Here is an 11,666-nt window from a genome sequence, read left to right as displayed (position 1 = left end):
TGAACCGGGCGAGATGTGGTTTCGCCTTGCATATTCAGGTGTCGCCGGCGCGACGGGGCCACCGCCGCGCGATTCGCGGAGCGGGTCGCGTCAGGTAGCTTTTCAAATCCTTTCGACGCTCGGGCGAGGGGACATACCGTCCGTGGTCGATAGTGAACCCATGCGGATCATCGACCCTCACATGCACATGGTCTCCCGTTCGAGCGACGACTACGAGCGGGCCCGGCGCGCCGGCATCGAGTGCTGCATCGAGCCTGCGTTCTGGAGCGGGACGGACAAACGGCACGCCGGGTCGTTCTTCGACTACTTCGAGCAGATCACCGACTTCGAGACCGAGCGCGCCGAGCGGACCGCCGGCGTCGACCACTACGTCACCCTCGGCCTCGAGCCGAAGGAGGCGAACTACCCCGAGATGGCCGAGGAGGTCATGGACCGCCTGCCCGAGTATCTGGACCGCGAGAACGTCGTCGGCGTCGGCGAGATCGGCCTCGACCAGGACACCCAGGACGAGCGCGACGCCTTCCGGCGCCAGCTGAACATGGCCGAGGAGCGCGAACTCCCCGTCATCGTCCACACGCCCCACACGAACAAGCCCGCGGGGACCGAGCGCATCGTCGAGATGATCGAGGACGAGGGCGTCACCCAGGAGCGCATCGTCATCGACCACAACACGGAGAACACCATCGACACGTCCGTCGAGACGGACTGCTGGATCGGCTTCACGCTCTACCCCGGGAAGATCGAGGCGTCGGCGGCCATCGACCTGCTGGAGGAGTACGGCACCGACCGGATGCTGTTCAACAGCGCGGCCGACTGGGACCCCTCGGACCCGCTCGCGGTGCCGAAGGCGCGCGACCGGATGCTCGACCGGGGCTGGGACCGCGAGGAGGTGCGGAAGGTCGTGTTCGAGAACCCCTACGAGTTCTTCAGCCAGTCGCCGAACTTCGCGTACGAGCCGTGACGATGCGGTTCGGCTTCTCCAGCAACGCGTTCCGGGAGCACGCGCTCGCGGAGGCGATCGACGCCGTCGCGGACGCCGGCTACGACGGCATCGAGATACTGCTCGACGACCCGCACCTCTACCCGGCCGAGGCGGACGAGGCGGCCGTCGAGCACGTGCTGGGCCTGCTCGACGAGCGCGGCCTCGCGGTCAGCAACTGTAACGCGTTCATGCTCAGCGCCGTGGAGCCGGGCGAGCGGAGCAGGGACGCGGAGTACGGCCGCGAGACGGAGGCGTTCCACCACCCCTCGTTCGTCGAACCCGACGCGGCCGACCGCCGGACGCGGGTTGAGCACACCGAGGCCGCCCTGGAGACGGCGGCGGCGCTCGGCGCGCCGCACGTCTCGGTGCCTCCGGGGGGGCCCGTTCCCGTCGGCACGTCCGACGAGGAGGCGACCGACCAGTTCGTCGAGGGGCTCAGGACGGTCGCCGAGCGGGCCGAGGCCGTCGGCGTCGACGTGCTCGTCGAACCGGAGCCCGACCTGCTGGTCGAGAGCTCCGCCGAGTTCCTCGACCTGATGGAGCGCGTCGACTCCCCGCGGGTCGGCTGCAACTTCGACGCCGGCCACTTCTTCTGCGTGGGCGAGGACCCCGCGGAGCTGGTCGAGACGCTCGAACCCCACACCCGCCACTACCACCTGGAGGACATCCCGGCCGACCGGACCCACGAGCACACCCAGCTCGGGGAGGGCGGGATGGACATCGAGGGGTTCCTGACGGCCGTCGAGGACAGCGGCTACGACGGGTTCGTCACCGTCGAACTGTACCCGTACGGCGACACGGCCCCCGAGACGGCCCGGGAGGCGATGGCGTACCTGCGCGAACGCGGGTGGGCCTGAGCGTGGCGACGGCCCGGCTGACCGGTTCGCCCGCGGACTACGCGGCGCTGGTCCGGGTGCCGAACGTCTTCACCGCCCCGCCGGACGTGCTGGCCGGCGCGGCGCTGGCCGTCGCGGCGGGGGCGACCGGGGGACCCGCGTCGGGGACGCTCGCGGACGTCGCCGCGGCGGCCGTCGCCTCGACGTTCGTCTACGCCGCGGGGACGGCGCTCAACGACTACTTCGACGCGCCGCGGGACGCCGTCGAGCGCCCCGAGCGCCCCATCCCGTCCGGTCGGGTCGAGCGCTCCACGGCGTTCGGGCTCGGCATGGCCTCGCTAGCGGCCGGGGTGCTCGTCGCCCTGCTCGCGGGCGTCGCCGCGGCGGTCGTCGCGGGCCTGCTCGTCGCGGTCGTCCTGTCGTACGACGGCGCGCTGAAGGACGGGTCGGCCGGCCCGCCGACCATGGGCGCGGCGCGGGGGCTCAACGTCGCGCTGGGCGCGGCGGCGGTCGGGGTCCCCGGAGCCGCCTCGGAGTTCGGCGCGGCCGGCGCGACCCCAGCGGTCGCCGGCCTCCCGGCGCCGCTCGTCGCCGCTCCCGTCGCCGTCGCGCTGTACATCGCCGGCGTGACCGCGATGGCCGAGACGGAGACGGTCGGGGGGGATCGCCGACTCGTGGCGGTCGCCGCGACGGGTGCGGCGCTGGCGGCGACGGCCGCGCTCCTCGTCGCCGTCGCCGCCGGAGCCCCGGCCGCTCGAACCGGCCTCGCGGCGCTGCTCGCCGCCGCCTTCCTCGTGGCCGTCGGGCGGCCGCTGCGCCGGGCGTACGCCGACCCGGTTCCGGGGACCGTCGGCCCCGCGGTCGGGAGTTGCGTCCTGGGGCTGGTCGTCCTCGACGCCGCCTTCGCGGCGACCGCGGGGGTCGGCTGGGCGCTCGTGACGCTCGGCTTCCTGGTCCCGGCGGTGGGCCTCTCGCGGGTGTTCGACGTGACGTGACGCCGGAACCACAGTTCGCGCCGGCGGGCCGGACCCTCCGCCGCCGTCCGGTCCGGGTTTCTTGGCGACGGCCCCCGAAGGTGGTGACATGACGAAACTGGCGTTCTCCACCAACGCGTACACCGAGTTCCCGCTCCCCGAGGCGATCCGCCGCGTCGCGCGCCACGGCTACGCCGGCGTCGAACTGCTCGGGGACGTGCCCCACGCCTTCTTCCCGTGGTTCGACGAGAGCGACCGGAACGACGCGCTGGAGGCGCTCCGCGAGACGGGCCTCTCCGTCTCGAACGTCAACGCGAACACGGCGACGGGCTACTACGACGACGCGCCGCCGTCGTCGTTCTTCGACCCGAGCGTGATCACCGCCGACGCGGACGACCGGGCGTGGCGCGTCGAGTACACGAAGCGCGCCGTCGACCTCGCGGCCGCGACCGACGCGCCGGCGGTCTGTCTCGCGACGGGACGCCCGCTCCCCGGGAACCCGCCCGAGCGGGCACGCGAGTACCTCCGGGAGTCGCTCGGCGAGATCCTCGACTACGCCGAGGACGCCGGCGTGGACGTCGGCATCGAGTACGAACCCGAACTGCTGGTCGAGTGCACCGACGAGGTGCTGGCGCTGATCGACGACGTGGGCCGCGACTCGCTGGGCGTCAACCTCGACGTCGGGCACGCGGCGGTGTACGGCGAGGATCCCGCCGAGGCGATCCGGCGCTGTGGCGGGCACGTCACGGGCGTCCACCTGGAGGACATCGTCGGCGGCCGCCGGGGGAAACACTACCACCGAATCCCCGGGGAGGGCGACCTCGACTTCGCGGCCGTCTTCGACGCGCTGGACGACGTCGGCTACGACGGGTTCGCCACCCTGGAGCTGTACACGTATCCCGACGAGCCGGACCGGGCGGCCCGGGAGGCCCACGAGGCGCTCTCCGAGTACGTCTGAGGCGGTCGTTCCCGCCGTTCGCTCGGCGGCGGGAGCTGTCTCCGAATGTGGCTGACGGGACGGGGTGTCTAGGGGGTGAATATGCCGGCCGTGTCGATAGGGCCGCTGGCGGGAAACGTGAGAACGCGTCAATGACAGCGAACTCGGAATCGGGGTCGTCCGACGAACAGCGACCGGCGGAGTACGGGGTGGGCGAGGACCTCGTCCTCGTCTCGAACCGGCAGCCCTACCGGCACCGGTACGAGCGCGACGACGGGGGGGACCGGGAGGAGATCGCCGTCGACTGTCCGACGGGGGGGCTCACCGCGGGGCTGGACCCGGTGATGCAGCGGCTCGACGGGACGTGGGTCGCGTGGGGGGACGGGGACGCCGACTTCGCGGTCGCGGACGAGGACGACCGCGTCACGGTCCCGCCCGAGGACCCCGAGTACACCCTCCAGCGCGTGTCGCTCTCGGAGTCGCAGGTCCGGGGCTACTACGACGGCTACGCGAACCAGGCGCTGTGGCCGCTCTGTCACACGGACACCTGCCGGGTGCGGTTCGAGGCGGAGCACTGGGAGCGCTACCGCGAGGTGAACGAGCGGTTCGCCGACGCCGTCGTCGACCACGCCGAGTCGGGGGGGACCGTCTGGTTTCAGGACTACCACTTCGCGCTCGCCCCGCGACTGGTGCGGGCCCGCGAACCCGACGCGTTCCTGATGCAGTTCTACCACATCCCCTGGCCCGCCCCGGACGTGTTCGCCATCTGCCCGCAGCGGTCGGCGCTCCTCGAGGGGCTGCTCGGCAACGACCTGTTGGGGTTCCACCTCCCGCGGTACGGCGCCCGGTTCATGGAGTGCGTGGACGAACACCTCGACGGCGCGACCGTCGACTGGACGGGCGGCGAGGTCCACTACGACGGCGGGGTCACGACGGTCCGCGCGTTCCCGCTCGGCGTCGACGCCGACGAGATCCGGCAGCACGCCGAGGACGACGGGGTGTTCTGGACCCGCTTCCGCCACGCTCACGGCATCGACGAGGACGTCACGGTCGCGCTCGGCGTCGACCGGCTCGACTACACGAAGGGGATTCCCCCGCGGCTGGAGATGCTCGAACACCTCTTCGAGCGCCGCCCCGACCTCCGGGGGGAGTTCACCTACGTCCAGAAGGCCAGCGAGACGCGCGAGCGGATCCCCGCCTACCAGGAGCTCCGGGCGGAGGTCGAGGACGCCGTCGACCGCCTCAACGAGCGGTACGGGACCGACGACTGGCAGCCGGTCGTGTACACGACCGAGATGTTCGACTACCCGGACCTCTGCTCGCTCTACCGGCACAGCGACCTGGGGCTCGTCAGCCCCCTGCGCGACGGGATGAACCTCGTCGCCAAGGAGTACGTCGCCGCCCAGGTCGAGGACGACGGCGTGCTCCTGCTCAGCCGCCTGGCAGGCGCCTACGAGGAGCTGGGCGAGGGCGCGGTCGAACTCGACCCGTACGACCCCGTCGCCGGGGCCGAGGCCATCGAGCGGGCGCTCGCGATGGACGAGTGGGAGCGCCGCTCCCGGATGCGGGCGCTCCGCCACCGGGTCCACGACGGGGACCTGGCCCACTGGCTCGACGACGTGTTGGAGACGGCCGGAACCGTCCGCGAGACGCGCCGCGAGGCCCCCTGAGATGTCGGGGGAGTCGGACCGCGACCCCCCGCCGCTGCTCGAGGAGCCGTTCCCGGCGCTCCGCGACCGGGTAGCCGGCGCGCCGGGCCTGCTCGTCTGTCTCGACTTCGACGGGACGCTCGCGCCCATCGTGGAGGACCCGGCGGCCGCGGAGCTGTCCTCCGGGGCTCGCGACGCGCTCGTGCGGCTCGTCGACCGTCCCTCGGTCGAGGTCGCGGTCGTGAGCGGGCGGTCGCTCGCCGACCTCCGCGAGCGCGTCGACGTCCCCGGCGTCCACCTCGCCGGGAACCACGGGCTCGAACTCGACGTCGTGGGCGGGGAGGAGTGCGAGGCCGGAGGGGAGGAGGCCGGCGCGGCCGATCGAACGGGGGCGGTCGACCCGGAGGTGGAGGGGATCCGTCCGGCGGTCGCGGCGGCGGTCACGGAGCTCCGCTCGGAGCTGGCCGACGTCCCGGGCAGCCTCGTGGAGGACAAGGGGCTCACCGCGTCGGTCCACTACCGGCGAACGCCCGAGGAGCACGTCGGGACGGTCGAGGAGGCGGTGACGGCCGCCGTCGCGGCGGCCGACGGGCTCCGACTCACCCGGGGCAAGCGCGTGTTCGAGCTCCGGCCCGACGTCGAGGGCGGGAAGGACAGGGCGGTGCGTCTGCTCCGGGACCGACACCCGGCGTACCGCACGCTGTTCGTCGGCGACGACGTCACCGACGAGGACGCCTTCGACGAACTCCGGCCGACGGGGGTCGCGGTCCTCGTCGGCGACCGGGCCGACACGGCCGCCTCGGTTCGCGTCCACGATCCCGAAGCGGTCGTACGGCTCCTCCGCTGGCTCGCCGGCGTTCCGGTCGGCGGTGACGAAGGCGCCGCGTCGGGGTAGGGCCCGGCTACCCGAACGAACGGTAACCGTACCGTCCCCATCCGGTCGAAACCGTCGTAAAACCACGTCAGCGAGGCGCAAACCTAGATGGTACCACTCGTTTTATTGCGGGCGGTCGGCTCTGCCGAATCGAATGTCCGACCGTCACGGACCGTCGGAACCCGACACCGGCGGTGGCGACCTCAGGAGCGACGAACCCGAACTCGAGGCGGCCCTGCGCGGAATCGTGACGGCGCTCGCGGACCAGTCGACGCGCGAGGGGATCGAGCGGATCGTCTGCGAGCACCTGGCCGACCTTGAGGGCGTCGAGTTCGCGTGGATCGGCGCCGTCGACGTCCCCGACGATCGGGTGCGCCTGCGGGCCGAGGCGGGCGTCGAGGCGTACCTCGACGACATCGAGGTCGATCTCGGCGGGGAACTGGGGGGCGGGCCGACCGGCCGGGCCGTGAGCACCGGCCGGATACAGGTCGTCGACGACGTCCGCTCCGACCGGGAGTACGGGCCGTGGCGCGAGCGGGCCGCCGAGTACGGCTTCCGGTCCTCGGCGGCCGTCCCCGTCGAACACGAGGGGACGCTGTTCGGCGTCCTGAACGTCCACTTCACCCGCGAACGCGGGTTCACGGGGCGCGTACGCGACTCCGTGACCTCGCTCGCGGAACTGCTCGGCTACGCCATCGCCGCGGTCGGGTGGAAGCGCGCGCTCCTCACGAACGAGGTCGTCGAGGTGGAGTTCCGCTGCCGGAACGTGTTCGACGCCTACGACCTGCCGCCGGGCGACGGCACCGTCCGCTTCGAGCGTTCGATCCCGGCCGGGGGCGGGACGTACATCGAGTACGGGAGCGCGACCCCGGACATGCGCGCCACGCTGGAGGCGGTCCCGAACCGGCTTCCCCGGTGGGACCGGATGCGCGTCAGGGACGGGGAGGGGGACGGCCTCGCGTTCGAGGCGCACCGTTCGACCCGACCGCTGAGTTCGATCGTCGCCGGTTGGGGTGCGTGGCTGACCGACTTCGTGCTCGAGGGCGGCGAGTTCTACCTGAGCGCCCGGATCCCCCAGGGCGTCGCGGTCAGGCCGATCGTCGAGGCCGTCCGGGAGCGGTACCCCGGGATCGAGTTCGTCTCACAGCGGCAGGTCGGCGAATCGCCGCCGTCCACCCGGTCGGCCGAGCGATCCGCCTTCGAGGGGCTGACGCAACGCCAGCGCACCGCCATCGAGGCGGCCTACTACGCGGGCTTCTTCGAGTGGCCGCGGGAGGCCACCGGCGAGGAGGTCGCGGAGTCGCTCGAGGTCTCCGCGCCCACCTTCCACCAGCACGTGCGCAAGGCCGAACGGGCGCTCCTCGAACACCTCCTTCGTGACGCTCCCCTCTCCGGTTGACGCCGCCGTGAGGGCGCCACGTCCCGCGGTTCCGTCCGACCGCCGTCGCAGTTCCCTAAGTGTTGAGGCTATACGGCTATGTGTGGTGGGACGTACGTACCGGGCATGACGTACACCAGAACGTCACGGCCGAGTTCGTCCGGGCGGAGAGGGGAACCGGGACCGAGGGAGGTCGACGAGGTGTTCGACCTCCTCCGGAACGCACGGCGACGCTACCTGCTCGCCGCGCTGTCCACGGAGGACGAGCTCGGGTTCGACGAACTGGTGGACGCGGTCGCCGAGCGGGAGCGGGTCGAACGGGGGCTCCCCCTCGCGGACGGCCGGCACGAGCAGATCCGGCTCGTGCTGTTCCACAACCACCTGCCGAAGCTGGAGGACGCGGACGTCGTCCGGTGTGACTACGGCGACGGGACGGTCCGGGCCGTCGACCACCCGAAGTGGGAGCTGCTCGGGCGACTGCAGACGGCGGTCGAGGAGTCGTCCCTGGCCGGGTGAGTCGACCGGACGGGTCGGGATGGGGTGACGGACGGGCGAGGTCGCGGAGCAGGGCCCGTCCCCGCCCCGGCTTGCAAATACGGGCAGCCGAGTTATCCGTGGACCCGGCCAATCGACTCTCGCGATGGCAACCGACCCAACCGATTCGACCGACCAGCGCATCACCGAGGACGACGTCGGAAAGCCGGTGGAGTACGGGGACGACACGGTCGGCCGTGTCGTGGACATCCGCCACGGAACGGCGTACGTCGATCCCGATCCGGGAATCGTCGAGACGATATCGGCGAAGCTCGGCTGGGCGGACGCGGACGGGGAGGAGGGGGCGTACCCGCTTCAGGAGGAGGCGATAGATCGGGTCACCGACGACTCGATCCGGCTACGGACCAACCTGTAGCCGGGATCGACGGTCGGATCGAAGCGGCCGGAACCGTGCGGGTTTTCTTCGCGGTCGAGCGGACACGGCCGTCCCTCGGACGGCAGCGCGCAGGACGATGTCCGGTTCCTCACACGGGTGCGGACGCGGTTCCCTCGCGACGCCACTCGGCGTTCCGTGCCGGTAATCAAGGGGAGGGCTCTGACCGACGGCACGACGTCCAAAATCTTACCTGCCGATCCCACCTACATTTGACCGATGACAGAAACGCGATCTGACGTCGTGGACGCGATGGCACGGTTCCACGAGGACGTCCCGCACCGGTTCCAGGTGTCGTTGACGATGTCCATCGACACCCGCGACGACGTGAGTGCCGTCCGGGACGAGTTGAACGACGTCGCCGGAAGCCGGGTGGTCACCACGGACGACGTCATGCGACTCGCGCTACTCGCTGCCGGCCGGTACCACTCGTTGGCCACGAAGGGGAGCGGAGACCTCGAAGCGATCGACCGGGACCAACTCGTTCCGCTGACGGGCGTGCTCAGCAGCGTCGTCGACGACGAACACGCGCCCGACCTCCCGGACGGGGCGTCCGAGTAGGAGTCGAACGGCTCCGGGTTCGACGGCGGGAGCATCCGGTCCGGGGTCGGACTGCCGGTCACCGGAACCCCCGGTAGGGGATCGGTCCCGGGGGGTCACCCGAGCGGGTCGTCCGTGATGGGGACCTGCCCGCGATCCTCGGCCCCCCCGAGTTCGTCCGGACTGACGTCGAACTCGAAGACGTCCTTCGGGAGCGCGAGCGTGGAGCACGCGTTGGGGATGTCGACGACGCCGCTGTGTCTGCCCTCGACCGGCACCGTTCCCAGGATCATCAGCGCCTGTTCGCCCGTGTAGCCGAACTTCTTCAGGTACTCGATGGCCTCGAGACAGGCTTGGCGGTAGGCGACGTGCGGATCCATGTAGTGCTGCTCCCCGTCCTCGTCGACGGAGTAGCCCTCGAACACGACGTACTCCGAGAAGTCCGGGCCGCGGTGCCCCGGTTCGAATATCGGGTGGCTGATGCCGTGTTTCTCCATCCCGTCCTCGACGAGTTCGAACTTGACGTCGACGTAGCCGGCCATCTCGATGGCGCCACAGAAGGTGATCTCGCCGTCGCCTTGCGAGGCGTGTATGTCGCCGATGCCGAACTTCCCGCCCTCGACGAACACCGGGAAGTAGATCGTCGATCCGAGGGAGAGGTCCTTGATGTCGCAGTTGCCGCCGTGTTCCCGCGGCGGGACGGTCCGGGCGCCCTCCTCCGCGATGCGGTCGGCGACGTCCCCCTCCGCCTCCCCGGGCAGGGCCCCGTCCGGCGTGGGCGGATTCGCGACCGGCGGTTGGGACTCGCCGGTCGGGTGGTTCGGGATCGACGACGGGTCCTCGTCGTGCTGCTCGATCAGTTTCGCTTCCCGGTCGACCCACTCCTCGAGCAGTTCCCGGGAGGGCGCGGTTCCGATCAGACCGGGATGTATCTTCCCCTCGTAGTACACGTCCGGAACGTGTCGGGAGGAGACGTACGTCCCGTCGAGGTCCCAGATCGCCTTGGCGGCGTCCGGGAAGTGGTCGGTCAGGAATCCGCCGCCGTTCTGCTGGGAGAAGATACCGGTGAACCCGAACTCGGAACGGTCGTTCAGCGGTCCGATATCGAGCAGCGTTACCTTGAGCAGGTCGCCGGGTTCGGCGCCCGCGACTTCGACGGGTCCGCTGAGATAGTGGACCTGATTGAGGTCCACGTCGCGGACCTCGTTCGGATCGTCGTCGTCGGTGATCTGTCCCCCGGTCCAGTCGAGACATTCGAGACGGACCGTGTCGCCGGGTTCGGCGCGAACGACGGACTCGATCTCGGGGTGCCATCGATTGAACGGGTTCGCCCCCGGCTGTTCGTCGGGTGCTTTCGTCGTGTCGACCTCGAATTGCACTTCTGGCATGGGTACTTCCGGGACGATCGCCCAAGGAAATGATTCAGGTTAATAACGTTTAAGCATTATGTATGTAACATTATATCTCGGTCGCCTCCGTCGATCAGCCCCCACGATCGACCGTCCCGACTCTCCCCGAGTCCGTGGACCGGACGGGGACGGGAGTCCGTGGGGACCACGCGGTCTCGAAGCGTAGCCGACGCCGCCTTTCGGCCACACGGACCGCCGGTCGCTCGCTCGCCGACTCCAGTCGAACCGCCGGGAAGCCCCGTCGTCGGGTCGACTCGTGTCCCCACCCGGGACCCATATGACGACATACGGATACGTATGCGGGTCGGATGGCGTATTGATCCCTGAGTGTCACGAACGTCGGTTCTTCAGGGGGATCCCAGCCACGTCCTCGATCGGGAACGGAAGCCGTACCGAGCGAACGATTCGCGACTATGGGAACGAGGCAGAGGGTTCCCGTCGGCCGGCCGCGAGACGGACGACGGATCCTACTCCCCCTTCCAGAGCCGCCAGAGCGCCCGGTAAAGCGTCCACATGTCACAGCCGAGGTCGTCACAAAGCGCCTGGCAGGCCCCGAGGTACGTCTCGTAGTCGCCGACCGACGGCGATCCGGGGTAGGGGTCCTCCAGCGCGCCGGCGTCGCGGAGGACGCTCCACTCGCGCTCCCCGACGACGATGTACGACTCGGGGTCGACGAACAACAGGAACGCCGACCCGACCGGCACGTCGACGCTCTCCAATCCCGTCAGCGGTTCGAGCATCGCGGCGACGCCGTCCGCCGCGACGGCGTCCCCGATGGCCCCCCGAACGGATTCGTCGTCGTTTCCGCGGAACCCGTCTTCGACCTCCCGGCGTTCCGAATCGGGGAACTCGCCGAGGAACCGGCGGTAGTACCACCTGACGACCCACTCGGCGTCCCGCCAGCCGAACTCGCCCGCCGCGAACGCCCCCGGGAGCGTTTCGACCTGCTCCTGCTCGACGGCGTAGAGGGGTTCCTCCTGACGGTACTCCTCGGCTTTCCTCGTCACGACCGGACGGGTGAGCTCCATCGTCCGTACCATGGCGACACACGATGGTCAACGTTCCCTCGCCGAACGACGACGGCCCTTCCCCCCCACGACCGGAAGGCGGGTCGGCATCGAACGCTCGTACCGCGTTCTCGGCGGGAGGTTTTTTGTAG

At 70.6% G+C, this 11,666-nt stretch carries 12 protein-coding genes; 10 read left to right on the top strand and 2 right to left on the bottom strand.

The window, feature by feature from the left end:
• Nucleotides 1-160: 160 nt before the first annotated feature.
• From HUG12_RS20670 to HUG12_RS20625, 10 genes are all read left to right on the top strand, one after another.
• A complete protein-coding gene (locus HUG12_RS20670) occupies nucleotides 161-961 on the top strand; it encodes a TatD family hydrolase (protein WP_179270787.1) in 801 nt (266 codons plus the stop codon).
• A 2-nt stretch (nucleotides 962-963) separates the two neighbouring features.
• Nucleotides 964-1,839, top strand: a complete 876-nt coding sequence (locus tag HUG12_RS20665; protein ID WP_179270920.1) for a sugar phosphate isomerase/epimerase family protein — start codon at nucleotides 964-966, stop codon at nucleotides 1,837-1,839.
• A 2-nt stretch (nucleotides 1,840-1,841) separates the two neighbouring features.
• Entirely contained in the window at nucleotides 1,842-2,813 is a 972-nt protein-coding gene (locus HUG12_RS20660; RefSeq protein ID WP_246308228.1) for a UbiA family prenyltransferase, read from the top strand.
• An 88-nt stretch (nucleotides 2,814-2,901) separates the two neighbouring features.
• Nucleotides 2,902-3,750, top strand: a complete 849-nt coding sequence (locus HUG12_RS20655; protein WP_179270786.1) for a sugar phosphate isomerase/epimerase family protein — start codon at nucleotides 2,902-2,904, stop codon at nucleotides 3,748-3,750.
• 131 nt (nucleotides 3,751-3,881) lie between these two features.
• The gene (locus HUG12_RS20650) at nucleotides 3,882-5,399 is read left to right on the top strand and encodes an alpha,alpha-trehalose-phosphate synthase (UDP-forming) (protein WP_179270785.1); all 1,518 of its coding nucleotides are present in this window, start codon (nucleotides 3,882-3,884) and stop codon (nucleotides 5,397-5,399) included.
• 1 nt (nucleotide 5,400) lies between these two features.
• Nucleotides 5,401-6,273, top strand: coding sequence for a trehalose-phosphatase (otsB, locus tag HUG12_RS20645; protein ID WP_179270784.1), 873 nt, complete (start codon nucleotides 5,401-5,403; stop codon nucleotides 6,271-6,273).
• 133 nt (nucleotides 6,274-6,406) lie between these two features.
• Nucleotides 6,407-7,651 carry a bacterio-opsin activator domain-containing protein gene (locus HUG12_RS20640; RefSeq protein ID WP_179270783.1) on the top strand — a complete coding sequence of 415 codons (1,245 nt, stop codon included), beginning with the start codon at nucleotides 6,407-6,409 and terminating at the stop codon, nucleotides 7,649-7,651.
• A gap of 105 nt (nucleotides 7,652-7,756) precedes the next feature.
• On the top strand, nucleotides 7,757-8,146 hold the full coding sequence (locus HUG12_RS20635; RefSeq protein ID WP_179270782.1) for a DUF7344 domain-containing protein: 390 nt from the start codon (nucleotides 7,757-7,759) through the stop codon (nucleotides 8,144-8,146).
• 124 nt (nucleotides 8,147-8,270) lie between these two features.
• Entirely contained in the window at nucleotides 8,271-8,540 is a 270-nt protein-coding gene (locus tag HUG12_RS20630; RefSeq protein ID WP_179270781.1) for a PRC-barrel domain containing protein, read from the top strand.
• A 237-nt stretch (nucleotides 8,541-8,777) separates the two neighbouring features.
• The gene (locus tag HUG12_RS20625; RefSeq protein WP_179270780.1) at nucleotides 8,778-9,119 is read left to right on the top strand and encodes a hypothetical protein; all 342 of its coding nucleotides are present in this window, start codon (nucleotides 8,778-8,780) and stop codon (nucleotides 9,117-9,119) included.
• A 95-nt stretch (nucleotides 9,120-9,214) separates the two neighbouring features.
• On the opposite strand, the gene fmdA is transcribed toward HUG12_RS20625, so the two are convergent.
• A complete protein-coding gene (gene fmdA, locus HUG12_RS20620) occupies nucleotides 9,215-10,486 on the bottom strand; it encodes a formamidase (RefSeq protein WP_179270779.1) in 1,272 nt (423 codons plus the stop codon).
• A gap of 488 nt (nucleotides 10,487-10,974) precedes the next feature.
• Nucleotides 10,975-11,535, bottom strand: coding sequence for a hypothetical protein (locus HUG12_RS20615; RefSeq protein WP_179270778.1), 561 nt, complete (start codon nucleotides 11,533-11,535; stop codon nucleotides 10,975-10,977).
• Nucleotides 11,536-11,666 lie beyond the last annotated feature (131 nt).

It is taken from the genome of Halorarum salinum, assembly GCF_013402875.1.
Taxonomy (GTDB): domain Archaea; phylum Halobacteriota; class Halobacteria; order Halobacteriales; family Haloferacaceae; genus Halorarum; species Halorarum salinum.
The sequence above is the reverse complement of the archived record's forward strand: the minus strand, read 5'-3'. Positions and strand labels throughout refer to the sequence as shown.

Bases quoted from the DNA above. Each gene is read 5' to 3' on its own strand.
- HUG12_RS20670 (WP_179270787.1), top strand. From the start codon at position 161: ATGCGGATCATCGACCCTCACATGCACATGGTCTCCCGTTCGAGCGAC.
- HUG12_RS20665 (WP_179270920.1), top strand. From the start codon at position 964: ATGCGGTTCGGCTTCTCCAGCAACGCGTTCCGGGAGCACGCGCTCGCG.
- HUG12_RS20655 (WP_179270786.1), top strand. From the start codon at position 2,902: ATGACGAAACTGGCGTTCTCCACCAACGCGTACACCGAGTTCCCGCTC.
- HUG12_RS20650 (WP_179270785.1), top strand. From the start codon at position 3,882: ATGACAGCGAACTCGGAATCGGGGTCGTCCGACGAACAGCGACCGGCG.
- otsB (WP_179270784.1), top strand. From the start codon at position 5,401: ATGTCGGGGGAGTCGGACCGCGACCCCCCGCCGCTGCTCGAGGAGCCG.
- HUG12_RS20640 (WP_179270783.1), top strand. From the start codon at position 6,407: ATGTCCGACCGTCACGGACCGTCGGAACCCGACACCGGCGGTGGCGAC.
- HUG12_RS20635 (WP_179270782.1), top strand. From the start codon at position 7,757: ATGACGTACACCAGAACGTCACGGCCGAGTTCGTCCGGGCGGAGAGGG.
- HUG12_RS20630 (WP_179270781.1), top strand. From the start codon at position 8,271: ATGGCAACCGACCCAACCGATTCGACCGACCAGCGCATCACCGAGGAC.
- HUG12_RS20625 (WP_179270780.1), top strand. From the start codon at position 8,778: ATGACAGAAACGCGATCTGACGTCGTGGACGCGATGGCACGGTTCCAC.
- fmdA (WP_179270779.1), bottom strand. From the start codon at position 10,486: ATGCCAGAAGTGCAATTCGAGGTCGACACGACGAAAGCACCCGACGAA.
- HUG12_RS20615 (WP_179270778.1), bottom strand. From the start codon at position 11,535: ATGGAGCTCACCCGTCCGGTCGTGACGAGGAAAGCCGAGGAGTACCGT.